Raw genomic sequence first — 26932 nt, 5'->3', positions numbered from 1 at the left:
CATTGGTCAGTGCTGGATCAAGTTCTACAGTAAAATCACCATTTTCGTCCGCTGTACCCGAACCTAAAATGTTGCCTTCTTTGTCTTTGATCTCAACCGTTGAACCCGCTTCGGCTTTACCTGTTACCGTTGAACCATCTTCACTGATCACCACATCGCTTGGTGCTTCTAGCGCAGTGCTATCTGGTGCACTCACTTCAGTTTTGTCTGAAACGTTACCTGCTTCATCTTTCGCAGTCACATCAACCGTTTCACCATTGGTCAGTGCTGGATCAAGTTCTACAGTGAAATCACCATTTTCGTCCGCTGTACCCGAACCTAAAATGTTGCCTTCTTTGTCTTTGATTTCAACCGTTGAACCCGCTTCTGCTTTACCAGTCACAGTTGAACTATCTTCACTGATCACCACATCACTTGGTGCTTCTGGCGCAGTGCTATCTGGTGCAGTTATTTCAGTTTTGTCTTCAGATAAGCTTTCAATACCCGCAGCTATACCACCAAGCAACCCTACGCCAATAGCCCAAGGACTAATTCCATCTATTGTATTGCTATAGAGCAAAGGAGTTATGTCTTCTAAAGGATTGTAGGCTATATTTGATAAAACATTGCCAGATTCATCAGTAAATTGAGCCCAATATAGGCCATCGTCTCCTTCAAAAACAAGACTATGAGCATCTACAGCATCATCAAAATAGCTTTCTATTATAATGATTTCGCCATTTTTTAATTTTACTACAGCAGAGTTACCATCTCGAGTGATACTTTCTACCATGTTCTTACTAACTTCAATTTTAACCACTGAGTTTTCAGTCAAAAGAATTCTGCTTTCCGAACTCTGTTGTAAAACCTTATGAGTTTCTTTCGAAACTACTTGAATATTAACCATAATAGGCTCTTCTTAAATCAAATGTTTAAAATTAATGTTTAAAATTATAGGACTTACGCACTATTATTTAAAGATTCTCTGTGGTAGCAGATGATTTTTATCGAGAATAAAGTCATCAATGAAGCTTTTGATAATTGGTCTAAATAATCTCTTCTGCCAACGATATACATTTTCAAAGATCCGCTCAAACTGGTTCTTTTGTATCTCAACGTAGGCCATCAAGGCTGAAAAAATATGATTCAAAATTAGTTTAGATCGTCTTACCTGAAACTTTTCAATATGACAAACCTGTTTAATCACCCGGTGATATTGCTCTATTTTCCAATGACTTGAATGTGATTCATGAAAACCTTCAAAGGACAATAAATCATCTTCATCTTGATGCACAATATAAAACCTCTGCTGTTCTTTTAACTGAGTCTTAAATAATTGTACAAAGCCAAAATCTTTGAGCCAGACCACTTGACCCTGATGGAAATCTGGCAATAAACGCAGTTGAAACCATTGTCCTTTTTCTGGGGAAACCTTACGGTTACAGTCGATACCAAACATAAATCGAATACCATATTTTCTTATGGTTTTTAGATTTCCAGTCGATGAATACCAACTATCACCTGTAATAAATTGAATCTTTGCACCCCAACTGAGTACTTCACTTAACATATCCATAAAGTAATCATTCTTGGTTTTACTTTCAGATTTGTCATAAATTCGGAAATTAATTGGAATATTTTGACCCTTTTGATCTGTCGTATACAAGGTAATGAGATTAATACCCTTGACGGATCGGTGGTGTTTACCTGACCAAAAATAGCTAACCAAGTCCATATGTTGACTATATGGTTTATCTAAAACAGTATCATCAATACTGACTATAAGTTTATTATTATCAATATGTTGAATTGATTCTTGATATAGATCGTGAGGTGTGTAGTCTTCACGCTCTAGAAAGCGATTTACACTATCATGCGAGATATTATAAGTCTCGGCAAGTTGTGTGCAGCTAATAGAGTTCGGTTCTGTCATGAGAAAGCCCATATAAATGGGTAATGTACAAGTTGCTGTAGAAGCATGTTTAATTCGTCTGATCACAGATACTTTATAAAGTATTTTAATACTTTTTTGAATCCGTCAATGCGTAAGTCCTACTTTTATATATATATATTAGACCTCTTGCGAAAGTAAAAAACACCCCAATATAAGTTTTATGAGATATCAGAAATTAAACCGTTTTTCAGATTCTGAATTTAAACGCTTGGTTGGCGTGCCTCGACATATTTTTACTGAAATGGTAGAGGTTCTAGAAAAAGCAGAATCACTCAAAAATAAATCAGGTCGTCCTCATACTTTAGCTCTAGAGGATCAGTTGTTATTAACTCTCAATTACTTACGCAACTACAGCACTCAACTGGAATTAGCTGCAAATTACCATATCGCTGAAAGTAATGTGAATCGAACCATTAAAAAGGTTGAAGATGCCTTGATGAAATCAAGACGTTTTACCCTGCCAAAACGAAGCATTACCACAGCAAACGAACATTTTAACTGGGTCATTATTGATGCGACAGAATGTTCTATCGAACGCCCGAAAAAAAAATCAAAGTAAGTTCTACAGTGGCAAAAAGAAAAAACACACACTAAAAGCGCAAGTGATCTATCATCCGAAGATTAAACAAATCATAGGGCTAGATATATCGAATGGCAGTCAACAAGACATTAAAATAGCAAGAAAGACGGTTAATAAATTCAAGCATTGTAAATATGTGATGACCGATTTAGGATACTACGGATTAGAGCAACATGGTTTTAAGTTGTTGATGCCAATAAAGAAAAAGAAGAATTTCCCCTTGTTTGATGTTGAGAAAAAGTACAATAGGATGATTGGGAAAATAAGGGTTGTGATCGAACACATCAATCGTCAATTGAAAACATTCAGAATATTAAGTGAACGCTATAGAAATAGGCGGAAAAGATTTGGTTTACGTATTAACTTAATCGCGGCACTGGTAAATCGGATAAATTTGCAATAGCGACTTTCGCAAGAGGTCTATTATAAAAAAATTGTTTTTAATTATGATTAATTTTATTACTAGGTATCACAAAGATTATACTATCAGACATATTTTAAATAAAGGAAGTGTAGCAACTTGCTACACTTCTCGATTTTTCTCTACCAACTCTTTCAATATATTTTCTAATTTTTCTAAACTAGCATCATCAAAATGAGAAATTTTTAGAGAAACCTTTAATAAATTATCATTAAATTTAATATTCCCAGCAACTTTCCCAGCATATTCAATTTTTTTTACAAGCGATGTTGATGGAGAATCGTTATTGTCATGAACTAGGTATTTCGTAGCTTGTACAACAGCCTTAGTTTGCTCAAGTTGGCCATTCTTTACTTTTGTCCAAACAGTTAACAAGGCTTTTTCAGCACGTAGTTTTATTTCGTCGTGATCTGCAAGAAATTTTTTAAAAGCTGTTGCAGCAGTTCGACCTAATAATTGGGGCTCATTTGCCAAATCATTCAAGATGGCTTTAGGCAACTTTTCAAAAGATAAATATTTATACATGTCTTCACGATTTAAGCCTAAAGATTTCGCTAAACGTTGTTTATTTTTCTTTAAGTTTTCATCCAAGCCTACTAGACCAATATAGATTTCGAAGTCTGTTAAATCCTGGCGTTTTAAATTTTCAGCTAGTGTAAGTAGTGAAGCTTCTTCATTATTTGCATCAATAATAATGGCTTCAATGGTCGATTTTTTTAGAATTTCATGCGCACGTAATCGACGTTCACCTGCAATCAGTTCAAATTTTAAATTTTCAAGTTTACGAACAGTGATGGGTTGCAACAAACCAACTTCATCGATCGATTCAGCCAGCTCTTTGATTTCCTGCTCATCAAATTTTCTACGCGGTTGATAAGGACTCCGTGAAATGTCTTCAATGGGGACATTTCGTCTAAATTCTTTTAATTCCTTGATATTATCTTTTTGAGCTATTTGATGCTTTTGAGTATTTTGTTTCAGCTTTTGAGCTAAAAGTTCTTTTGCAGTTGCCATAAAATTCTCAATCAGTTAACTTTAGCTAAAACTTCTTTAGCTAAACTTTCAAAAGCCTTTCGAACTTTTCCACTTTTGTCTAACTTAAGTAAAGACTGCTGCATAATTGCGGCTTGATTTACTTTTGTACTTTGTGGAATAGTCGTTTCCATAATATAGCCCACTTGCTTAAATGCTTCATCACGAATGAGTTTACAAACATTTTGTCGCTCATCGTGCTTAATAAGTAGGGCACCTAATAATTGTAGCTCCGGATTGATTCGCTTTATTTTTTCCAAATGATTAAGTAAGTCTGTAACACCATATAGACCATATTGTGAGCCAGATTCAATCGGGATAATTACATGTGTTGAAGATGCTAAAGCATTACTAGTCAATAGTTTTAAACTTGGAGGGCAGTCAATTAAAATAAAATCATAAAGATCTTTTAATAGTTCTAATTTTGTAGTGAGTTCTTCTGAAGGTCTTGGCGCATCTTCTTTTAGTTGGTCCTCAGTTTTTCCTAAATTGAGAGAACCATAAATTAGTGAAACATTATCAAAATTAGTATCTTCTTCTAAAGCGTCGGTAAGTAATGAGACATCACCTACTAATAACTCAGCGGTTGTTACTCCAACTTCACTTGGATGTTTTAAACCAATATGCAAGCTAGCATTTGCTTGAGGATCTAAATCGATCACAAGCACTTTCTTTCCTAAGTTTGCTAGCTCAGAGGCTAAATGAACAACTGTTGTTGTTTTACCACAACCACCCTTGTGATTCGCAACAGCAATAATTTTTGCAGACATACTTGTCAAATCATTCTATATTTACAATTACTATTAATATAAATAACTTTGGACTAAGTTACTACACCTTTTAAATTTAAAACAGTCATTTGTATAACGCTAAAACAATTTTAAATTTAAAATTTCATATAGCTAGCTTAATTAATAATTAATAGTAATTTATAATTAAGCTAATTAATAATTAAGCTAATATTTTTCATTTAAAAACAATACTATATCCACTTTAAGGTGGAGGGTTTGTCATCTTAAAGTGGAAGAGTTGTCTTCTATAAGTGGAAAGATGATCACTTAAAAGTGGAATTTTTGTCACTGTAAAGTGGAGTGGATGTCACTTAAAAGTGGAATGTTTGTCACTATAGTGGAATGCTTGTCACTGTTAATTATAAAATATAGGTATTATTATTTAAAATATAGATAAAACAATTACTTATGATGTTGATAACTTAGTTAATTTATGTGCAATAGTGGAAAAAAAATCACTTACAAAAATAATATTGTGGATAAAGTTGTAATGCTTTTTTAACTAGACCACTTTTTGATATATTTATTGATCTAAGAGTGGAAAGAATTTCACGCACTCACCCTAGAATGCAGATATTTTGTTCTTATGACTAAACTCGATATTTTTTTTTCAGTGATCTGCGTTTTTTAAAGGTGGAAAACTTGTCATATCGAAATAGGTTAATTGATTATTTAAAATCCATTATGGGTATTTATTCATCAATCCGTATTTCTATAAAGAATCAAAAACATCTAAAAGTGGAGTGTTTGTCATCTTTAGGTGGAATAAAAAAATAAAATTCCACTTTTAGTTGATTTTTATCTAAATCTGGTGACAAGTATTCCACCTTAGGTTTTTTAGGTGAAAGTGTTGAATATTTTTCCACTTTTTTATATAACATGCATAATCAACTTAAGCACACTTAAAATAGTTAATACTCTTTATGTCAGAACTAAGCCACAACAAAGAAGAGCTGGATTCAATCCCGTACTGCATAGGTAATATTCGTCACAATGGGGTTGTAAGTACTAGCAATCGTTTGATACGCCCTATTGAATTGTCAGCGAATGAATATAAAGCACTTTTATACGCGATGGCTGTTGCCAATTACGGTGAGAAGAATCATATCGATAAAGAGATTAGTGAACAAACATACATCTATCTGTATAAAGATGATTTAGCTGAATTACTGGGATTAAGTAAGCGAAATTCAATTAATGTAGCCATTGATCGAATTTACAAAGAACTTTCATCCCGTGTGGCGCACTTTGTAATTGAAGAACCTGTAGATGATATAAAGAAAAAGACTAAAAAAGTTCACTCGGTTGTCCCTATTATCCGTGAGTTAAGATGGGAAGATGATTCAAAGAATGCACTTCAAATCAGATTTACCAGTGAAGTATTACCTTACTTTACTCAATTAGCTGGTGGTAATTTTACAACATACCAACTTAAACATTTATTTGCTCTAGATTCAGTTGCAAGTATGAGTCTTTATACCTATTTCATAAAAAACGAATTCAAATTTAAGACTCAGGAAATCTACGAAGTTCCATTATTATTAGAGAATCTCAAAGCACTAATTGATATAAATGAAACTAAATATGACCGTTGGGTTGATTTTCGACGTTATGTATTAGATAAAATTGTAGCTGAAATTAATGAAAATACCGATTTACAATTAGAATATGAAACAATTAAAAAAGGACGGCCTATTGTAGGCGTAAAATTTAAATTACATCATCGTAGCTTTGAGAAACCTGTAATTGAAAATAAAAAGGCCGAAAAATTAAAGATCTACTTAGATGTTCCATTTGAAGATAATGCTGAAGTAAAAGATCTAGGTGCAAAATTCGATACCACTGTACGTTCATGGTATATTTTTAATGATGATGAAAATTACTTACAGCTTAAAAAGTGGTTTAAGACTGAAGGTTGCCTCACAGACTCTCAAGCAAACGTTGTTATTAATGATTCATTATTTCAAATGGATTTTGCTGAAGTAGGAATGAGCTTAAGTGACTTTAAGAGAAAAATGAAAAATAAATTGAAAACAGATAGTAAATTTGTGGAAGGCATCAAGGATCGTCTAAATGAAATTTTCGGAAAGGATATTATCTAGGAGTGTAGCAACTTGCTACACTTTTATCGGCTATTCTTAGTTCAAGAAACCACTTATAACTTTAATTAGTAAAACAGTTGGTGGTGTTTCAAAAAGTATGCTGGCGTTAAACAAATCCGTTATTAAGGTAAAAGAAAGTCAAATCAAAGGCTTTAAAATGATTTTCGAGCTTTTTAGAAAAGTTGCAACTTCTCCTAAATCCACGCCTGATTCGATGATGAATTCTACAATTGTTACCTTCAATACCGACGGTAAAAAACTTACCGATCACTTGTTTGCAACATTGAAATGCTGTAATAAAACTATCCCAGTGATCACTCGCAATTCGAGCATATTGAACCCCAAGCTTTTTAAGTCTAGCTTTAAGACGTTGAACCGTTGCTAAATCCCGCTTACCCCAAACATAAGCAACAATTTCTCCAGATTCTCGATGGTAGGCATTAATAAGCCATTGTTTATTTTGCTTATTCCCTACAAAAGTCCAAAGTTCATCGACTTCAAGACATTGGTAGTGGCTTTGTTTAGGCTGAATCTGATAGATCGATTCACTTAAGGTTCGTAATACCTTGCCAATGCTGATACGCTCGACTTCAGCAATATCTCTTACACCGCTTCCTCTGATCATTAAATGTAATATCTTGCCGGTAATACCTGAGTTACACCCTTGATAGCTTAATGCATGATCACCAATAAACTGACGTTTGCAATCTTTGCACTGATGGTTTTGTTTCCCATCTACTTTGATGCCATTTCTCTTTATATTGTTACTTAGACAGGTAGGACATTTGATTTGTAGCGTTATTTTCATAGCTCTATTTTATCAAAAGTCATATTGTTTTTTTCAGCGTACTTTTTGAAACACCACCAAATTTGGCAGTAAAAACGAACATCTCACCGCAAAACGAATCCATCTATGGGACGAAGCGGTCGAAGAAGATATCGCAGCCGTTGATCTGGAATTAGAACGATTAAATGCAGATAAAACCGATGCAGCGACACACAAAGCCAAAACCAATAAACCTAAACGTCGACTGCTGCCAGATCATCTACACACCATCCGTATTGAGCATGAACCTGCATCAACCCAATGCAGTTGTGGCTGCCAGTTACGTCGTATCAGCGAAGATATCAGTGAAAATGCATTTCAGACCGGCACAGTTCTACAGGGAACAGCATGTCCGTGGCAAATGGGTCTATGATCAGTGTGACACCCTGACTCAGCAAGCGATGCCTGCCTATGTGATTGATAAAGGCATTGCTTCACCTGAACTGCTCAGCCACGTGTTAGTATCGAAGTATGCCGATCATTTACCGCTGTACCGTCAACGTCTGATCTATCACCGAGCAGGAATCGAGCTTTCTAGATCAACGTTATCTCTTACGAAGCAATGCTTCTCAGATAGGTCGCTGCGGTGTAGAACTAGAGCCTCTGGCCAATGCCTTAAAAGAGGTGGTGTTGCAACAGCAGGTGCTGCATGCAGATGAAACACCGGTCACCATCATGCGGATGGGTGAGAATAATAAAAAAACGAAGAAAGGTTATGTCTGGGCCTATGCCACCACACAGTACAATCCAGTTCAGGCAGTGATCTATGACTTTCAAGATAGTCGTTCAGGCCAGCATGCTGAAGAGTTCTTGAAAGGCTGGCAGGGCCATTTGGTCTGTGATGATTACAGTGGTTATAAAGCACGCTTTAAATCAGGCCAGGTCATTGAGGTGGGCTGCATGGCCCATGCACGTCGTAAATTCCATGAACTGCATGTAACTGGGAAAAGTCAGGTCGCTGAACAGGTCTTAGTGCTGATTCAGAAACTGTATGCGATAGAGGCTGAAATAAGAAAAAATACCGATGGTCGTGCTGAACAACGTCATCAGTACAGGCAAGAGTACAGTAAACCTGTTATGTGGCAACTTTATGAATGGCTGATATGACATCAACCAGCAGTTCCCCCAAGTTCTGCAACTGCTAAAGCACTTAATTACAGCTTAAAACGCTGGGAAGCTTTAAGTCGTTATTTAGATGATGGCAATTTGCCGATTTGCAACAATTGGGTGGAAGTGCGACACGAAGTCGCTTAATGAAGTTGTTCCCCCTGCGGGAATAACTAAAAACTATAAAAAATTGGAAGAATAAAATTTAAAAAGATATTTTATTACAAATGCTTACTAAATTTATTTTGATTTGTGAAATAAAAAATAGAAAAATTGTTATAACTATTTGTATTAATATTTTGAGCTAATTATGTCATGAGTTTTGATCAAACGATAAAAAATACTCTCGTATTTTTTTATCAATTTGTTCTACCCTTCTCAACCAAAACAGAAGACTTGGAATACATCAAAGCTAAGCTGAAACAACTAGAAAAAATCAGGCCAGGCAACAACAAGAGTAAGCAGAATAATTTTAAAAAAATTTATGTAAAACTCTGGCATCGTATTTTAGAACTTTTGAAAACAGATAGAGCAGCACGTGCAAATGTCCAATATATTCCGCAGATTCAGCTTATTTGCGATATGGAAAAATATATCGATTCAAAAATGGCATTAGAAATTTTTAATACACGTAAGGAACTCACTACACCATTACTGCTTCAATTTTTTGACATACGTAACAATGAAACGAGACAAAAAGTCATGGAGAAATGTTCTAAGAAGCAGCTTGGTATGATCGAGACTTCAACTTTAATCAATGCAGAGCAAGAGTGAACGAATGGAAGTTCAGAAAAAGAGAGAACGGAGACAAGATCTCTTTTTAACACAATACCAAGAGTACAGAACAAAGTTTATTTCGCATGCTGTATTTGATGATTTAGATGAAAGTGATAAGCAGACTTTTAGTGATTTTGGAAAAACTGCGCATAAGGTTTTTCACGAGATAATTAAAGCGCGTAAACTGGGTGAAGAATATCGAGTTGCGGCCTTAAGCTTTTTTGCTTCGCGCGATGTATTGGACCATGCTGGATGGTCATACTTCATTTTGAGAACGAGTTATTTTGTTGAAGCACTTTATATAAAATTAGCCGTTATTCCAGATTCCCAAGCTAAACAAAAAGAAATTTTTGATTTATTTCGATATATTGCAAAACCAATTCTTCAAGAAAGTGAAGAAAGTTCTTTAAAAGACGAGAGTCAAAGGCTCTTAGAATGCTTTATAGCATATATGTTAGAACTCGAACAGGATAAGGTGAATAGTGACTGGGAGAGTTTCCTTAAGAATAAAATAAAACAAAATTTGCCCGAGTTCACTCAAACTAAGGTGCTAAATTATATAAATGACTTAAAAATTATCTTTAAGCGATTAAAACAAGGGAGGATTGTAAAACGCTCGCGTCGTAAAAAAATAAAAATTTCAGATTGGCCGACAAAGAAAAAATTAAAAAGTTTCCAAAAGAAGAGAGAACAAAGACAGCTTATTAAAGGATATCCAGCATATATTCAAGCTCGACAGGAGATCTTTTATGCTGATGATGGAGATGTTGAATTTATAGATGAGGGGATTGCTGTACATACAACATCTAAATCTACAGCTCGTTTTAATACAGTATTGAACAATCATAGTGAACATTTGATGAGACATCGTCAAAGACGTCTACAACCGTTTGTAACCAACACAAATTACATGAGCAAAGATGTGATTCAACATCTTATCTATATTTTGAAGAGTGAGTTATATAATGCTCCTACTCAAGATTCAGCGATTGCAGCAGCATGCCTATTGAGTTTAGCGACGGGTTTATCACCAATGCATTTGCTTCAATATAAACAACTGATTGATGAGGGAGTGCTTATTAAAGATGGTAGTTCTAAAAAGCCGGAGTATCGACTCAGATTACATTTAGATATTACAAAACAAAAAGTTGAAACTTTAAAGATTCACCAACTGAATAAAACAGTGACGCATGATCTCTATGTATCAAGCAGTTGGTTTGAATATCTTATTTTGAATGGATCACAACAGGTAATTACAGTACAAGAGATCAATCAAAGACTCAAAAAATGGACTCAGAATCAGGGGCTAGGTTCAATTACTGTTGAGAAACTCCAAGCCCAGCTTTATTTCTATATTTTTCACCGTACTTTTAATGAATATATTGCCCATGTGCTATCGGGCAAAGATAGCACCCATGAGCTACCGAGTAGTTTCTACAATGGTGTGAGCGCATCGGAATTGAATCAGCATTATTTGATCTACTTAGAGACACTCAGTGTTGAAGAAACGAAAACAGAAATTGAAATGCTTAAAGAGCAGTTTGTTAAACATGAACCTGCGTCTATATCACGTTTTGGTAGCCAATTAGCACTCAATCAAAATTATGTTAGACAATTTTTTACACGATTACATGCCATTTGCGTTGATAAAATACAGATACATCAACATATAATTGAGCGAATTAATGCCTATAGTGCTTGGATGTGGCATATCAGCTTATTGTGCCTAACACGCCGTCCTCGGGAAAACTTATTAGGAAAGTATAGTGACTACGATTTAAAACTAAAGTTGTTGTATGTAGATGATAAGCAAAACAGTCAATCACGAAAAGATGGTCGCTATATACCGCTCCCAGCATTTTTTATCCAAGCTTTTAAACGTTATACGCAATTTTTAAATACGGTCACTCAGCAGTATGCAGAGCTCCTCCGATTTGTATTTGGGAAAAAGATTACATTGCAAGATTTGTTTGGCCAAGTGATCCATTACCCGAAATCGTTACCGACCACTGCTGAGGAATGGGCAAGTAAGAAAATTAAGATTGCTGCGCTCAACCGAAGTTGGATTAATGACTATATTGAAGGTCATCAACTCAGCAGTTTATATAATAACTGGCTACGACACTTTGATATGAATATGTTGATGGAGCAAGGTTTGGCTTTTAATGTCATACAAGCAGTTTATGGGCATGATCAGCGTAATCAGGAGTTCTTTTATCGCTATTCATCTGCATCTTTACCACAATATATCAATCAATTTACCCAAAATATTGATCGCATGATTAAGCAATTGCAGATTGAGCATCTGTCATACATTTCAGTACTTCAATCTGAGGGCTTATCATGAGTATAGATGAGTCATTGATTCAAAAAATTCAGGTTCAGGTTGATTCTGTATTTGCCGAAATGAAAAGTCAGATTAAGAGTTTAAGAGACCGACCTGAATTATTAGATAACACACTAAATACCTTGTGGTACGAGTTTTATGATGAATTTATTTGTTTTTTAGAGCACAAGAAATTTACTCGGAAAGATACTCAAAAACCGTATATTCAAGCTATTGAAAAATATTTTTTATCTTTGCGTCAGACCTATTTATCTCAAGCAAAGAATGCGTATCCAATCAAAGTATGGCCTAAAACTACTTTTCTAGAACCTATACCCAGACAACTTCGTAGTACTGAATCACATCTTCGGCAAGGACAAAAACATTATCATATTGCTATAGCCTTAAAATCCTATTGGAATTGTCCATACAAGGATGAAGTTACTCCGGCATGGTTATGGGGGAATTTTTATTTAAGTATGATGTACTGCTCTGGCTGTACTGATCTAAGTCAATTAACAGCAATTGGTAATACCTTGGTCAACGCTATTGTCAAAGATGAACTCCAAATCTGTACTAAACTTTATCATGCGGGATATAAAACAATCATCCAACCACTCGCACTGCATTATCGAGTACCACAGCGTACTTATGGTAATCAAATCGAAAATAGACAGGTGTATCAGTGGCGTTACATTTGGCTTAATCCCTTTGCACAGTTGTTTATAAAAGGGATAAAACAGCATAGCTCTCAAGCCTTGAATCAGCAGATGCCACGATATGTTTTGGAGTCTATCTCTACTGTATTAGGGAAATTACCTAAAGAAATTGATCTGAGTCATCAGATCGTAGGTCTGAAAAAACTACTACGCCGTAATGATAAACAGTTAGCAGAGCTTCGTTCACTTACACCTTTTGATCATTCAAACTTAGCCATTGAGCTTGACTCTTATTCGGGCTTAGATATGTGCTTAAGCGAGGTTATGCGAGGTCGTCTCAAAACGGTGTCGTTAACACCTATTGATCAGGCGAGAGCATGGTTAGATCACAACATCTTGCAGACGCAGTTAACACATATTGAGCGGGATATACCACTACAGACAGAAAAGGCGGTACCAGACTTAATTACAGCTCACCAGCAACTCAAAGAAATTCCATTTGAATTGATGCTATTTGAAAAAGATCAAACTGAAGTTGATAAGCGTCAGAAACGGCAGCGTAAAAGTGAACGTGTTAAATGGATCAGATGGACAAACATTCAGAAGCGACTAGAAGAAAAGAAGCCTCACGTTGGCCTGTATGAAAAAAATCTAATAGAAGCACAGCTCAGGCTACTGGGGTGGATTTTTCATCTTAAGTCTCAAAAGATGAAACTCAATAGCATCGAGCGGTATTTAAGTAGTATCGCTAAAGATTACTTATTCCATGTCTATATGTTCCCAGGTGATATAGATAACATGGATCAAGAAGATTGTGAGAAACTGTACGACGCTATCTTAGATAGTATTGATGATCGAGATCAAGCCAAACGTGAGACTGATCCTAAGGGCAATCACGGACGTGCACAGTATGCATTTGGCAGACTTAAAGCATTTCATCAGTTTTGTATGAAACAATACCGTGTCCCTAAGGTCGGTACCTTTCAATACAATGATTATCATCGTGTACAATTTTGTCATGCCAAATTAATTAGCCCAAAATTGTTCAATCAGCTTAAACAGGTACTAAGTTTAAAGATTGAAAAATGTCAAACAACTAAAGAGCAAGCGTATCTTTTTCAGCTACAGCTCATGTATTTACTCGCATTTCGTTTGGGGATGCGATTGAATGAAATTAGGGGACTTACATTGGCAGAGGTCATTTGTCCTGAACTGATTTGGCGTAATGATACGCTGACCAAACCTGTGCAGATCCGTTTTAATTTACGTAACAATGTTTATCGGAAACTCAAAAGCCAAAACGCAAAGCGTCAGCTTGATCTGAACGCCGTCATGCTCGATGAAGAGTTGGCATTGGTACAGCAATATCTAAAACAATGTATTACACATAATCCAGCGAAAACTAATCATGCGGACAAATTGATTTTTGCCCAAGATGGCGAAATTTTAAGTGAAGCTTATATTAGTGAAATGACCCAAGTGATTTTTGATGAGATATTGGGTGAAGGGCATGGTTATACTTTCCATAACTTTAGACATAGTGCCGCGAATCATTTAGCAATCGCTTGGTTAGGCTCAAAAGAGATGATCATGACCTATACGGATTACACTTGGAGCCGGTGTAAAGTCATGCGTCAGCATTTATTTGGAGAAACTGCAATTCAGCATGAAGCTGTCATACAACATAAGTGGCGGTTACTAGCTGACTGGATGGGGCATGCAAACATAGAGCAAACAGCATCTCACTATCTACATGTGCTGGATTTGTTGGTGATAGATCGAATTTATCATTTGCCTTGTACAATTCATCGGGACACGATCAAACGGATACTTCAAAATGACTTAACAAGTGCTAACACAGAAATTGTAGATCTTAATCATATAATACGAAAAGGCCAGTATTTCGATTTTTATCATGCCACATATGCACTAAAAAAAGTGGATTCAGTTAAACCTGTTCAGCCTAAAATAAGTAAAAATGTATCTGTATCTACCATCATCCATGATTACATTAAATATAGAGCCTATGAGGACCATGATTGGGTATTACGCAGTAAAAAGCTCGCTACTAAGTGGATGGCGGTAAAAAAGCCTCAAAATAATGAGGATTTTAGTGAAGATGAACTCATCTCCTTATATGAAAAAGCCTTAAAGAAAGGTTTTGAAGCAAAGCAATGCGTAGAGATTTCAGCACTGCCAAAGCGGGTTCAACATCAGGTTTTAAAAGCCTTGCGTATTTTAATTGAACATGGAAAGCTGAGAAAAAACTTTATTCATTTTCAATATCGTTTTGATAAGCAAAATAGGCCACGTGTCGATTGGTCCATTCAACATCTGATTACGGGACTGAAATATTTACTCCCTGAGGATACGCAGCTAAAAGTTGATAATGATCCACCGGATAAGTCACAAAAAAGTCGTGAAGTGAAATTAAGCTTTATCAATGAAAACAATAAAAATACGACACTTTGTATTGCGTTTATTATGTTGATACATGCGATTCAGCAAGAAAAATTGAGCATTTAAAATGAATTGTTTTAATGTGTCTAAGGCGAGCTGTATTGAATATAAATCAATATAGAAAGGGACGAGCGATATCGTCGCTGAAGTTGTAGGTTAAAATCGTTTCTCAATGATAAGCGAACTCTGATATCGTATATATACATGGCTGAGATGTATCCAACTGAATGAAAACAATAGATTATTACAATAAACAGGCTGATCAATTTATAAAGTCGACCTTGAATGTGGATATGGAAGCACTATACCAACCTTTTTAGAGCAATTAGCACATGATGCCTACATTTTAGATTTAGGTTGTGGCTCAGGTCGGGATACTTTGGCTTTTAGAAAAAAGGGCTATTACGTAGATGCGATTGACTATTCTGAAGAACTTGTAAAAAAAGCGACTGAGCTTACAGGGTTGAAAGTACGTTATCAAAGTTTTTATGACTAGCAGAATATGAAACATATGATGGTATTTGGGCATGTGCCTCTTTACTACATTGTGCTCGTAATAGACATCTCTGATGTTTTAAAACGTATTCATGCTGCATTAATGAATAGTTCATCTTCATATCAGCATGTTGAAGAGCATGATCTTGAAAAATTTGCAGATTATTGGATAGGTCTGTCACCAATTCTCATTCATAGTTTGCCAGTTACTTGTATTCCTAGTAGACCACTTTAATTAAAATTAGGAATTTCATTCACTGGATATATTAATGTTAATGGATTTGAGGTTAAAGAAATGAAGCCAAAACGCTGATAAAATTCCATCGCTTTTTGATCTTTTGCATGTATTACAACAAAATTTACACCAATAATTTGAGCAACTTTTGAAACTTGTTTGAGAGCATGTGCTAAAAGCACTTTTCCAATTCCTTGCCCTTGAGTCACTTTATCAACGGCAAAGCGACCTACAACAACACAAGGGAGTGGATAACGAGGTAAGCGTTTGGTGAGTACGGTATCTACTAAATCGAATCCAATAGAGGTACTAGATAGACAGTAAAACCCTATCACATTTGAAGCATGATCAACAGCAACATACGTTTTACTTGTCCCTGGTTTCTGATGTTGGGACGCATATTGTTTAATGAACTTATTTAAGTCATCTTGCCCACAATTAAATGATTTTCTTTGGTGATGAGTTTGTAAAATCTCAATTCTCATCTAATAAACTCATTAATTTCTTCATTTCATCGTTTGCAGGGCGTGGATTTTCAAGCAAATTCATTAACATATCACGATCAGCATTATTTACTTTCAACTCATGATTAGATTTAAGTAAGTCTTTTGCTCGTTCAAAGGAGGATTGCAGCATAAAAGAACTTACACTGAGGCCTAATAAATTCGCAGCTTGCTCAATCACATTCTTTGCATCTGCTGTTGAACGAACATTAATTCGTTCAGTTGCTAAATTAGCCATTTCTTCACCAATAAGTACATCATTTTGATGTACAAATTATAACATATCAAGATGTAGCATCAAGACTTGACATACTCCCACCACCAAGCTAAGAGCTATGGTGGGGGAATCTTTGCGACCCATGCAATCTTAGAGATTGCACCTTTCGATACCGCACTGCGCTGACAGTATGGCGGTACAGGAACTCTTTATACAGCACTATGTCCTAGTGCATCAGCTAAAGCGAAATTGCGTATATTCAAGCTTGCATTCAAATCACGATCATTATCTAAACTCAGCACTGAATATTCTTGCGCTCGGACATGAGCGTCTCGCAGGAGGAATCCCCGTCCTAAAGGTCGGGGAGGATGTCAACAATTGAGCAAATCTATACTGAAGTTGGTGTAACACATGTCGGTTCTTTCTATAACAATGTGAAGAATGATTACAAAGTGGATGGTGAACCGTGTCGATGCTGCCATTGGCTTTAAAAATGAGGATTGGAGTGCAAGTTTCGCCGTGAATAATCTCACGGATGAAAAATATTGGCGCTTTACTGCGAAATGAACAACTACTTGGACACGGATTCTTCTTTTACTTGAACTTGTTTGCATGTTAAAATTTAATGTACGGAAATATGCCGTACATAGTGTAATTATATTTAGAGATTAGAGGAGATAGAATATGTCTACAATTGTTCGTGAACGTATAGAAATGCGTGTTGATGTTGAAACAAAGCAATTAGCAGAACGAGCTGCTGCTGCATTAGGCTGTTCTTCATTAACTGAATTTCTTGTTCGCTTGATTCGAGATAAAGCACCGCAAATTTTACAAGAGCAAGCAAATATTGAATTAAGCAATGCTCAGTTTGACCGATTTATTGAAGTCTGTAATGCACAGTATACCGTTCCTACCCGATTAAAACAGGCTGCCCAACTTTTAGATAAAGAGGGCTTTTAAAATTGTTATTAGGAACAACTTTTGAAGTTGCAGATGCTTCGATTCATAATCTAAAAAATTTTGATTGTGGTAAGCAAAGCCTCAATGAATATCTGAGTCGATTTGCAGTTAAGAATAATGTACTTGGATTGAGTCGAACATGGGTATTACCTTGCCAATCCAATGAAAATAAAGCCCAGATTGCAGCTTATTTCACATTGGCAAGTAGTTCTGTAAGCCGTGAATCCTTACCCAAACAGTCTAAATCTTTACCTGCATACCCTATCCCTATCGTGCTATTGGCAAGGTTGGCAGTTTCTATTGATCATCAACATAAACAGCTAGGTATTAAAACTTTGGTTTATGCATTACGAACAGCATATTCCATTAATCAACATGGGCTGCCTGCTATCGGTGTAGTGATTGATGTGCTAGATGACGATGCAATGAAATTCTACCAACACGTAGGAATATTTACTCAATTTTCGGATGACCCAATGCGGTTATTTGTTCACATGGATATAATTAATCAATTATAGGGATTGGCTCATTCCTAATTAGTATTGTTTTTTAATATTTTTTTGCCACTTATCTAAGTTTTAGTCTGTCCAAGTTAACCAATATTCTTTGTCAAAGTGTAAATGCCATTGGGTTCATAGCGATTTAAGAAATCTCTAAATAACTTATATTTACATTCTTAATTAAAAAAAATATGATCAAAGTTCAGACAGAGGATTTTGATATTTAATAAATATAAAAAGACCTCTTAGTGCCAACTTTATCATGGAAAAACTTAATGCAATTAAATAACAATGGTTCTAGTACAGAACTAAGTACACTCGCACCTAAAATAATTCTTTCCCCTTTATTAAAAGCCATGGTGGGGACTCTTAAAAACCATCAACCAGCTCATTTCTTTAATTATTATGGGCCTTCTCATAATCTGCATTTTGATGCGACCGCTTTTGTGTCTGCAGTATTTAAGCAAATCGGGACTAAAAACGACTCAAAGCCAATCTATAACATCATCAAAGATATTCAATTATTACCTGAGGATTCAAAACTTCGAATTAGTACCTTATTTGATAAGGAATCTGAAGCTAAAACTGCCCAGACCTATCGTGATTTAGACCAAGTGATGTCTGAAATTGTTCGGCAAGTACTTCAAAATGCTCCGACAGGTATGGCACTGAATTCTCTCAACCAATTCTTAGGCGATCTCAAATATTCTGATCCAGTGATTGCCAAAAATTCTCAGTATCCTATGCAAGTCAAAGGACAATCTAAAGTAGCTTCTTTGCAATATACAAACGACTTAAAAACAAAAGATGGCGAATTACGACTTTTCACTGTTACTGAAGAAATCAGTAAACCTCAATGGGTGAAAGAGGTTTGCGAGGCAATCAAAGCCATTGTGAAGCAGTCCTACTCAGCTGGTGAAAAGATGCCATTAGAGGTTGCTGAACGTATGCAGGAAATTCTTGATGATGAATGTTCTGCTGAAAATAATGATATCCAAAATCTACTTCATTTCGTAGAAATCAAAGCACTATCACGAGCTCGTATCCGAAATTGCTTCAAAATAATGGAGATCATTGCTGATCACATTGAGAAGACTGAGCGTAACGATTTCAAGCGTGAGTCCGCTGTTTCCTATATCCGTAAAGCAATTGCTTTCTTTGAGATTTTTGGTAATCGAATTGCTCCATGGAATGAGGAAACAACGGAAACCATTAAGCACTATGGTATTGACTTTAGTGCTATCTATGGCGCTGTAGGTAAAGTTGATTTTAATGGTTTGCTGGCCTATGTTGGAGCAACAGATGCTTTGCCAATCTGGGTAAAACCAAAAATTGAAATGAATGATATTCGTCATGAGGATAAGGAAGGGCTATCTCTAAAACGTGAAGTCACTTATGCCTTTCGGGTGAATGGGGAGTTTGTTAAAGAGGAAAAAGTAAGTTCATTTAATTCTAAGTTGCAGATCAATTATAAGACAAGCAAAGGCAACCGTTCGGGTACAGATACCATGCTGACTGCTTATGAAGCTCGTCTGCATACTATCAATAAAGCATTGCTGCTGAAGGATATTGTGGATGATAAAGGTCAGCCGATTTCTGAAGAGCGATTAAGCAAAGAGTGCTCAGATCGCGTTGCTCAAGTAGAGATGTTCCAGCTCATTATGATGTACTTCGTCCTATCTGGGGCAGACATGAAGATTTCAGATTTTGAAGGGGCATTCAATAAACTGGTTGATGCATTCAAGAATCCTCAAAAAATCCGACTTAACCTTACTCGTATCTTAGACGAAAAGCTCAATACCGAAAAAATGCATGAGCGAATGGAGGTGATCACGTCTACGATCACTACAGCGCTAAAAGCGAATCTGGATTCCATCATTAGTGAGATGGAAAAGGATAGTAGTCTTAAAACTGTACTCTACATCCTTCCAAGTATTGTGAATCTAGATGTATTCAAGAGTTCAATTGGTGAAGATGCTGAACAGTTCTTTAGTATATTTAAGGGTAAAGAATCGAACTTTTACAGCTATATCTCGATAGTGGATGCTAGCCGTAAAAAGTTGGCGAAAATGTGCCAAGACGAAATCATTCGAAAGAATGATTATGCTCGTAAAGCCCTAAGCGAGATTGAGTTTAATTCCACACTGAAAATTCGCACGTTGGTACCGATAGAGAATCCTAATACCGACCTAGATCAATTTGATGTCGCTCGTAATCTGAATATTCCTTGTTTACCAGTATTGATGGTGCCGACCAACAAGAAGGTCAGCGACAATGGGCTGCCACATTTTTATCATCCTGAGAGCTTAAGTTATGACAACTTGTTATCTAAATACAAGGTCATGATTCATTATTCATCTAAGCTATTTCGATTGAGTGACTTAAAAGGCGGCCATGATCAATTATGTTTGGATGAAAAAGAAAATGCTTTGATCATCAGTACGTCATGTTTTTCGATTGCGATTCATCTATTCCTTAAACATCTGATTAAAGAAGTAAAAAATCAACTGGGTATTGAAGAGCGCTTATATGTACCTGTAATGCGAATTGACTCAGTTGATGAACATGAGAATGAAGAAAAAGCCCAATTTCAAAGGAAATCAAAAAAGATCCAAAAAGGTGGGTTTAATCCTGAGTGTAAACGAGCGTATGCCACCGCTTATACCCTTGAGAAGTTGCTGAACAATGATGATGCTATTGTGAAGGTACAGGGCCTTAAGTATCAACCAGATCCTATGCCTTATGGTAATCAAAATGGTGAGCGAGTTTGTGCCCCGGTGAATCTCGCTATGGATAAAACAGTGACTTACCGTATTCAGGCTGCAATTGAAGCACTTTCAGGATATTCAGAAATCATCATCCCATTTGAGGGCACTAATGACAAAATTGCCTGTATTAGCTATAACTCTCGACCTGAGAATGATGTGGAATTTAAGTATCAGCATCAGAAGGATTTGCTACTTCTTAAACCAGATTATGGCTACATCTGCTACGTCTATACACTTGAGCGTATCAACGATAAACAGGGTCGCTTATCACTACAGAGGGTCAGTCATGCCCCAGTTGCTGAAGACAATCTGAGAACAAGTAAGGCGATGCACCGTATCATCGAAAAACTGCAGTCAGATGGTTTTGAAGATGTTGTATTGCTTTCACACCATTTTGCACAGCGTAAGATCGGTAAGACTGAAACCAGCAACTTGATTCATGAAAGTGAAAGTGCTTTGGATCAACTTGATCAGTTGTTCCCGAATATGAATTTCTATCCACTCCAGTCTGATACGATCCCAGCACTGAGCTTAAAAACCAGTGATAACAGTCGTGTCTATGAGGTACCGCACCATCAGTACCATACGGCGATCATCAATCAAAAAGAATATAAACAATCCTTGTCCGTATATAGCTTTGCGACTAAACGTACTGTGGGTGTTCGTACTCAGAATGGTATTTGTTCGTATTTCTATATGCTAACCAGTCAGGAGCATTCGATCCATAACGATAAGCGAATCAGATTGCACAGTAATATTATTGATGTGAATGATTCCAATGAAATGAAATCAATTCGCTCTGTATTGCGTGGTCTGCATTACTTTGAGTCTGAACGTCCTACAGCTGGCAAAAACTTCACTCCGGTACTTGAGCCTTCCCATATTCGTGGCACCACTGGCATTCAAGAGCTTGGTGAAGTCATCGTGTCGAGTCGTCTAAATAAAGGCGAAGTCGTCATGAGTTTGCCAGCCTTAATCGGCAAGCTCGAAGAATACGTTATTCTGAAAAATGAAGACTTGATTGAGCTAATCGAGCCGTCTCCAGAAGGAGCTGAAGAAATTTTAGCGACTGATGTGGAGTAAGCGCCGTGGTGAACAATGAAGCCAAAGTTTGGGGCGAGGTTTATGAGATCGCTGTTAAACGTGGTTCGATTATGGCTTTGCTTGATGCAAAGCTATTATCAGCCAGCCATCCTGTAGTAGCAGAATGGAATAGTAAACAGCTTGCTGATGTCTTTCAGGAAATGAAGGAAGCGCTATATAGCGATGTCATTAATGCCGCTATCCATGAAAATATCGAAAGCTATTTTCAGCAATTGATAAAAACTGGATTCGGGCATGGTTATACCAATACTCGTGAGTTTCTAAGAAAGATCAAGCCAAAAGGTATTGCAAGGGCTAAAACGGCGATTGCAAGACCAAATTGGAGCTTATCTGGCATCTGGTGTCCACTGACAATGCCAAATGATATAACCCAGACCATTGTAGATGACTACACAACTGAGGAAGAACATATTGCTATTAAAGCCTTCAAGGAGAAGGCGTTGGAAACATGGAATCAAGAATTCAGTCTTACCCACGCTAAAATGTTTGGTAAGGGTATGTTTGGTCGTGCTGATTTCTTGGCGGTAATCAAAGTCAAATCCAACTATCATGTGCTGGTTCAGGAATATTCATTATTTTACGTTTTAGGTGAACCAGAACAATTCAACGCCAAGGATTCTTGTAGCTATTTGCAAGAGTACAAGCGTTACATCAAACATTCTGAATCCCAAAGTGTTTTCTCATACGTGAATGCAGAAGCTCAAGAGATCCCATTTAAGTTCTCAAAAAAACTACGTGAATACTTGAGAGCCTATGTCCGTAAGGAAAAAGTCCTATTTAAGATGGCGCAAGGCTGTTCGTATGCAACCACTTTTGTTGATTCTTTTAAATGGAAGTTTGAACAAGATGAGATGCCAAATATTCGTCTGAGTGTGATGGCGATCACCAGCCGGGGAAGTGAATACATTTCTGCTGAATTTTCGGATAAAGATAAATCTCCAGAGCTGGAAATTATGTATCAGCTGAGCAAGGAGTATCAGGATAACGTTCTGAGTCTGGACGATATGGATGAACGCACGAAACTTCAAGTTGAGATTTTGAATTATCTGGTGAATGAACCTGTAAAAAACATCTCTGAAATCGTGTCCAAAAATATTAGCGATATTTCCTATGGTCAGGATCTTACTTTCACTATTACTGAAAGGCTTAAGGATTTTGTGAATCCTAACCAGCCACTGGCTTTAGAGTGGGTTTTTGACTTGATAGATCGGCAAGTCGATGACGAAGACCATAACCAAAAACTTAAAGAGATGGTGCAGGCTGAGTTTAAAACAATTCGTAAGGGAAAAATTGAGAATAAAACTTCATTCACCTTACGTGATTTGCATAAATGCGCCGTAGTACTGGCACTGAAGGAAAGTAAACAAGGTCGGGTGAATTTCATCTGTTTGACTGGTACGCCTGGGATTGGAAAAACATCGAGCGTTAAGACCTTATTGGCAGATTTGGAAGGATTTTTCTTCTTTTACGCCAGTCCACGAGTGTTGATTAACGATGATGTGGTCAGAGATTTATCTAAAATCTCAGCTACGATTACCAGTAACAGTGATGTGGTGACACAGGCACAGCAAATCTATTCGAAGATTCACAATACGGATTGTAAGGTGAATGCTCGTGGTGCCGCTATTGTGGGTGGTGTTGAAAATCTGAAGATAGATCATGGCTCAAGTGTTCTATTGTTCAAACAAGATGAATACCGGAAGCTCAAAGACCTGGAACAGAATGCAAATGCCAATAGACGCTATGCCAATACCTCAGAATCTAAAATTACGGCAACCAATAAGAAGTTTGCTAGAGTGTTTGATTCATTAGGGGAAGCGACCCAGCAATTGCTTGGGTTCCATCCAGAGCTCAATAAGCTGACGATGACTGTAGCAAGTCAGGCATTCATGCCATATAACACCACACCAGCTGGACCACGAAACCCAAGGGAAACCCAAAATAAAACTGTGGCAGCTTCCAGTTTGGATGGGCTGGAAAAAATGTTCCAATACAAAATCGATAAGAAGCCTACAGAGGCCAAAATCGAACGGAGAGAGTTTGCCAAAAAGTTCCCTAACATTGTGGTGATGTTTGATGAAATTACAGGGGATTCAGGCACTCGTACTTTTATCAATGAGATGTTGAAATTCCTTTCCAAAAACTTCATTGAACCGTTTCAAGGTAATTCACCATTTACGGTGACTGTGATTCTTGCTGATGCATCCCTCAGTAATGTGAATGCAATCCAGAATTACATGAAGAAACAGGATCAGTTACCAGCAAAAATGTTCATCTCTCCATCTTTGGGTAATTTCCCATTCAAGATGCAGACTGCAGATCTGGATGATGGTAACTGTGTTCGTTCTAGTATCCATATCATGGCGAACTGTTACCCGGCAAGTGATCTTAAAATCCAATATATGCTCAAGCAATACGCCGTAGTCCCTGAAACAGATGATTTTGGATTGGATAAGAACCTGACTCATCTATTTCGCCAGAAAGCCGGGGAAAGGACTCAACAGACTGCTATCGAGCTTATTCAAAAGAATCTTGAAGATGGTAAAAAGCAAGTTATCTACTTTGCTCAGGATAAAAATGCATTGGCTGCACTCAGAGATGCATTAGTCGATGAAGGAGTGGTTGAACGCTCTAAGATTGGCATTTTTGATAGCCAGTTAATGGGATACCACCGTACAGAGTTACTCGATCGCAAAGAGACATTGCAAGTCGTACTGATTACTTCGACTGCAGCTCGGGGTATTTCATTCCCGAACTGTGATTCAATTATTGCTGCCATGCCTCGTTTCGCAATTGAAGCCTCTTTAATGGAAATCGCCCAGCTTGTTTATCGGGGACGTGGTGGATATTTGGATAAAGAGAAAAATGAGTGGGTCAACGGTGATGAACGTGATCGTCTGCTGACGATTCTGGTAGAAGATTTCTACTTAGTATCTAATGATGAAACTCAAACAGAGCTTGAATATAAAGTTAAGAGCTCATTGGATATGCTCTCAATTTTCATGCTTATTCGTGGGACTTTATATACTCGTATCACTGGGGATGCTGGCTTCAAAAAAACTCAGATCGCCATGATCCCAATTGGTGAGGTGAAGGATAAAGCCAGTGATAAACCGGGTTTAGCTTCTTTGATTAGGGATTTTATGAAGGACGTGAATAGTGTTCTTTATAAAATTGTTGCTACTGAAGGTGAGTTGGTAGGTAGGCTTAAGGCTGTGGTAGAGAAGGCCCAAACGGTTTACTCAGCAAATAAGCTCAGTTCCACCTATAGCACTAAGACCAACAAATACCGAAGTTTTTACACACCTACATTAACGCCTGAGTTAAAAGAACTTCAGTTCTACGAGAAATGGTGCCGGGATAATCATTCGCTTAAGTCCAGATTACTCACCATTAGCGATCAGGAAGATGCTTTGACCATTCCTGAAAATATCTATATCTGTGGGCCTATGATTATGGAAGATCGCTCAAACTTCGGTAACAAGGAGTCGTTTGATATTGCCAATGACAATCTCTCACAAAATTCTTTAAGGAAGTTCCTAAATGAGTTAATTGCCCTGCAGAGGGGATACCCTCAGTTGAATGCTTATAAGAACATTCAAAAGCATATCAGGGAGATCACGAATATGATTTCTTCTGTTCTTGAATCAGAAACGGATAGCTATACAAAGGAAGTTGAGCAACAGGGAATGATGTGTAAGCTCTGGGTGACGTACCCGGTAGCGGCAAACGAGCTGGTTAAACTTCAAGACAAGAGCTTTGATAAAGACTGGTTTGATGCATTGAGCTTTGAGCTGAGAGTGAGGAATGCAGAGTTTCCGGTAATGCCAGAATATCGAGATCATCCATTTCGTGGTACTCAGCAATTATCAGGGCATCCAGTGTTTGAAAGGTTATTCGAGCAGACAAATTTCATGCTTTGTCGTGAATTAAACTTGGTGAATACTTTGACTATGTTTAATGAATGATCCAAATTATATTATCTATTTAGTAGAGGATTAATGCGCATACACCTGCTGCACAAGAACAACTTAAATTCTTGAAAAATATTCAGCTGATTTTACAGTCGGGTAGTTTTAGTAGCACCTATAAATTTGCGTTGCTGATTAGCCTAAGCCGATTAGCTATTGAAAAAGGTAAAGATTCAGGTGAGAGTCTATCACTCGAATATACGGATCTTGCATGGTTTTCAATTGTGTATGAAATTCATGAAAGCCGCATGCAGATTCATCATCGAAAGATTAGTTTCAAGGACTTCACCTGGGTACGCCGTAGTATTGAGTTTTTGATCGCCAATTTCCCCGTGGCGACCACCGAAACGGTCGGTAAGTTCGGCAGTGGTATCAAGGGCTATGATCGGCTACAAATTGTCTATAAAGCCTTTATTTGCTTAAGCTTGGAAATGGAGGTTGATTTTGATGATGAGAAATGCCTGAATACATTTATTCAGTCCATGTCTAAGGCCTTCAAGTACATAAACTTTAACGAGTTCTATGTCGAAAGGTTTTTGGGTGGTTATGATGATGCAGTAGTCAAGAATGTGGTGGGATATGTGGAGTCGATTAGTCCAATTTCTCGGTCAAAGCCAAAGGCCTTTTCGGCATTAACCAAGAGTCTGCTTAAGCACAATTTTGTGGTGGGTAATCATAACTTTTGCCTCATTTGTGATGGATTGATCTATCTTGATTCTACTGAATCGGATCATCGGATTGCCAAAGCCGTAGGTGGGCAAGGTGTTCTAGAGAATGGTCTGCTGGTTCATCCCATCTGTAATAGAATGAAATCAGATCTGAGTCTGGAAGAGATTAGAGCGGATTTGTTTGGTGAATTACTGTATTAATCAACAGAGCGATGAGCTCATTTTTGCAGATGTATCAATGATTAATCACATGATTTAACTTTTGATACATTCAGCTAATGTGGTTATTTTTAATTCAGTCTAGAATCACAACCAGAAACTAGCTGTAGTTTCTGAATGACCGTCAAGGTCCTTAGTTTCGCCCATAGATTCCCTCTGTGGGCTTTTTTTTGATCAAAAAATGTATAGATGCTCTAAAATAAACCTTTTAGCATTTCATAAGCAATTAGGATTAAGGCTGAGACCATCAGCACAACAAAAATGAGTTCCACTCTAGT

General features: G+C 37.0%; 18 protein-coding genes and 3 pseudogenes. 14 read left to right on the top strand and 7 right to left on the bottom strand.

Features of this window, described 5'->3' with window-relative positions:
- Positions 1-886 (bottom strand): Ig-like domain-containing protein (locus tag AC1M9L_RS11810; protein ID WP_481592231.1); only part of this gene is annotated, 886 nt, incomplete at its 3' end.
- 63 nt (positions 887-949) lie between these two features.
- Positions 950-1978: an IS701 family transposase gene (locus AC1M9L_RS11805; RefSeq protein ID WP_481592230.1), complete on the bottom strand. Its 1029-nt coding sequence runs from the start codon at positions 1976-1978 to the stop codon at positions 950-952.
- A 115-nt stretch (positions 1979-2093) separates the two neighbouring features.
- On the opposite strand from AC1M9L_RS11805, the gene AC1M9L_RS11800 reads away from it, so the two are divergent.
- A protein-coding gene (locus tag AC1M9L_RS11800) for an IS5 family transposase (RefSeq protein WP_481592229.1) occupies positions 2094-2916 on the top strand; the annotation gives its coding sequence in 2 pieces (ribosomal slippage) (positions 2094-2474 and positions 2476-2916; 822 coding nt in all).
- 120 nt (positions 2917-3036) lie between these two features.
- Here the strand turns inward: AC1M9L_RS11800 and AC1M9L_RS11795 are convergent.
- Positions 3037-3948, bottom strand: a complete 912-nt coding sequence (locus AC1M9L_RS11795) for a ParB/RepB/Spo0J family partition protein (protein ID WP_481592228.1) — start codon at positions 3946-3948, stop codon at positions 3037-3039.
- 11 nt (positions 3949-3959) lie between these two features.
- Positions 3960-4736, bottom strand: a complete 777-nt coding sequence (locus tag AC1M9L_RS11790) for a ParA family protein (protein WP_078194342.1) — start codon at positions 4734-4736, stop codon at positions 3960-3962.
- A 944-nt stretch (positions 4737-5680) separates the two neighbouring features.
- On the opposite strand from AC1M9L_RS11790, the gene AC1M9L_RS11785 reads away from it, so the two are divergent.
- Complete coding sequence (locus AC1M9L_RS11785) at positions 5681-6859, top strand: RepB family plasmid replication initiator protein (protein WP_481592227.1); 1179 nt, start codon at positions 5681-5683, stop codon at positions 6857-6859.
- Between the two features lie 106 nt (positions 6860-6965).
- Here the strand turns inward: AC1M9L_RS11785 and AC1M9L_RS11780 are convergent, their stop codons facing one another.
- Positions 6966-7667, bottom strand: coding sequence for an IS1 family transposase (locus AC1M9L_RS11780; RefSeq protein ID WP_481592226.1), 702 nt, complete (start codon positions 7665-7667; stop codon positions 6966-6968).
- Positions 7668-7725: 58 nt separating this feature from the next.
- Between AC1M9L_RS11780 and tnpC the strand changes: the two are divergent.
- From tnpC to AC1M9L_RS11750, 6 genes and pseudogenes are all read left to right on the top strand, one after another.
- Positions 7726-8918 (top strand): annotated as a pseudogene (gene tnpC, locus AC1M9L_RS11775) (IS66 family transposase); the annotation flags it as partial.
- Positions 8919-9107: 189 nt separating this feature from the next.
- The gene (locus AC1M9L_RS11770; RefSeq protein ID WP_481592225.1) at positions 9108-9566 is read left to right on the top strand and encodes a hypothetical protein; all 459 of its coding nucleotides are present in this window, start codon (positions 9108-9110) and stop codon (positions 9564-9566) included.
- Between the two features lie 4 nt (positions 9567-9570).
- Positions 9571-11916 (top strand): hypothetical protein, encoded by a 2346-nt coding sequence (locus tag AC1M9L_RS11765; protein WP_481592224.1) that lies wholly within the window; start codon positions 9571-9573, stop codon positions 11914-11916.
- Positions 11913-15080, top strand: a complete 3168-nt coding sequence (locus AC1M9L_RS11760; RefSeq protein WP_481592223.1) for a site-specific integrase — start codon at positions 11913-11915, stop codon at positions 15078-15080. The genes AC1M9L_RS11765 and AC1M9L_RS11760 overlap by 4 nt, the downstream gene beginning before the upstream one ends.
- A 161-nt stretch (positions 15081-15241) precedes the next feature.
- A pseudogene (locus tag AC1M9L_RS11755) lies at positions 15242-15575 on the top strand (class I SAM-dependent methyltransferase); the annotation flags it as partial.
- Positions 15517-15744 carry a hypothetical protein gene (locus AC1M9L_RS11750; protein WP_481592234.1) on the top strand — a complete coding sequence of 76 codons (228 nt, stop codon included), beginning with the start codon at positions 15517-15519 and terminating at the stop codon, positions 15742-15744. The pseudogene AC1M9L_RS11755 and the gene AC1M9L_RS11750, both read left to right, overlap by 59 nt.
- Here AC1M9L_RS11750 and AC1M9L_RS11745 read toward each other — a convergent pair.
- Together AC1M9L_RS11745 and AC1M9L_RS11740 are read right to left on the bottom strand one after the other, a co-directional pair.
- The gene (locus tag AC1M9L_RS11745) at positions 15741-16229 is read right to left on the bottom strand and encodes a GNAT family N-acetyltransferase (protein ID WP_481592222.1); all 489 of its coding nucleotides are present in this window, start codon (positions 16227-16229) and stop codon (positions 15741-15743) included. The two genes, AC1M9L_RS11750 and AC1M9L_RS11745, sit on opposite strands and share 4 nt — an antisense overlap.
- On the bottom strand, positions 16219-16485 hold the full coding sequence (locus AC1M9L_RS11740) for a type II toxin-antitoxin system TacA family antitoxin (RefSeq protein ID WP_026094019.1): 267 nt from the start codon (positions 16483-16485) through the stop codon (positions 16219-16221). The genes AC1M9L_RS11745 and AC1M9L_RS11740 overlap by 11 nt, the downstream gene beginning before the upstream one ends.
- Before the next feature lie 359 nt (positions 16486-16844).
- Between AC1M9L_RS11740 and AC1M9L_RS11735 the strand changes: the two are divergent.
- The 6 genes and pseudogenes from AC1M9L_RS11735 to AC1M9L_RS11710 form a co-directional block, all read left to right on the top strand.
- Positions 16845-17031: pseudogene (locus tag AC1M9L_RS11735) on the top strand (hypothetical protein); the annotation flags it as partial.
- 117 nt (positions 17032-17148) lie between these two features.
- Positions 17149-17424: a type II toxin-antitoxin system TacA family antitoxin gene (locus tag AC1M9L_RS11730; RefSeq protein ID WP_130132453.1), complete on the top strand. Its 276-nt coding sequence runs from the start codon at positions 17149-17151 to the stop codon at positions 17422-17424.
- 2 nt (positions 17425-17426) lie between these two features.
- A complete protein-coding gene (locus AC1M9L_RS11725; RefSeq protein WP_481592221.1) occupies positions 17427-17942 on the top strand; it encodes a hypothetical protein in 516 nt (171 codons plus the stop codon).
- 257 nt (positions 17943-18199) lie between these two features.
- On the top strand, positions 18200-21775 hold the full coding sequence (locus tag AC1M9L_RS11720; RefSeq protein ID WP_481592220.1) for a hypothetical protein: 3576 nt from the start codon (positions 18200-18202) through the stop codon (positions 21773-21775).
- A 5-nt stretch (positions 21776-21780) separates the two neighbouring features.
- Entirely contained in the window at positions 21781-25764 is a 3984-nt protein-coding gene (locus tag AC1M9L_RS11715; protein WP_481592219.1) for a hypothetical protein, read from the top strand.
- A gap of 29 nt (positions 25765-25793) precedes the next feature.
- A complete protein-coding gene (locus AC1M9L_RS11710; protein WP_481592233.1) occupies positions 25794-26636 on the top strand; it encodes an HNH endonuclease signature motif containing protein in 843 nt (280 codons plus the stop codon).
- The last annotated feature ends 296 nt before the right edge of the window (positions 26637-26932 follow it).

This window comes from Acinetobacter sp. ANC_7511, assembly GCF_056779975.1.
The sequence above is the reverse complement of the archived record's forward strand: the minus strand, read 5'-3'. Positions and strand labels throughout refer to the sequence as shown.

Excerpts from the sequence above, each read along its gene's own strand:
- AC1M9L_RS11795 (WP_481592228.1), bottom strand. The coding sequence starts at position 3,948 with ATGGCAACTGCAAAAGAACTTTTAGCTCAAAAGCTGAAACAAAATACT.
- AC1M9L_RS11790 (WP_078194342.1), bottom strand. The coding sequence starts at position 4,736 with ATGTCTGCAAAAATTATTGCTGTTGCGAATCACAAGGGTGGTTGTGGT.
- AC1M9L_RS11785 (WP_481592227.1), top strand. The coding sequence starts at position 5,681 with ATGTCAGAACTAAGCCACAACAAAGAAGAGCTGGATTCAATCCCGTAC.
- AC1M9L_RS11780 (WP_481592226.1), bottom strand. The coding sequence starts at position 7,667 with ATGAAAATAACGCTACAAATCAAATGTCCTACCTGTCTAAGTAACAAT.
- AC1M9L_RS11770 (WP_481592225.1), top strand. The coding sequence starts at position 9,108 with ATGAGTTTTGATCAAACGATAAAAAATACTCTCGTATTTTTTTATCAA.
- AC1M9L_RS11765 (WP_481592224.1), top strand. The coding sequence starts at position 9,571 with ATGGAAGTTCAGAAAAAGAGAGAACGGAGACAAGATCTCTTTTTAACA.
- AC1M9L_RS11760 (WP_481592223.1), top strand. The coding sequence starts at position 11,913 with ATGAGTATAGATGAGTCATTGATTCAAAAAATTCAGGTTCAGGTTGAT.
- AC1M9L_RS11750 (WP_481592234.1), top strand. The coding sequence starts at position 15,517 with ATGAAACATATGATGGTATTTGGGCATGTGCCTCTTTACTACATTGTG.
- AC1M9L_RS11745 (WP_481592222.1), bottom strand. The coding sequence starts at position 16,229 with ATGAGAATTGAGATTTTACAAACTCATCACCAAAGAAAATCATTTAAT.
- AC1M9L_RS11740 (WP_026094019.1), bottom strand. The coding sequence starts at position 16,485 with ATGGCTAATTTAGCAACTGAACGAATTAATGTTCGTTCAACAGCAGAT.
- AC1M9L_RS11730 (WP_130132453.1), top strand. The coding sequence starts at position 17,149 with ATGTCTACAATTGTTCGTGAACGTATAGAAATGCGTGTTGATGTTGAA.
- AC1M9L_RS11720 (WP_481592220.1), top strand. The coding sequence starts at position 18,200 with ATGCAATTAAATAACAATGGTTCTAGTACAGAACTAAGTACACTCGCA.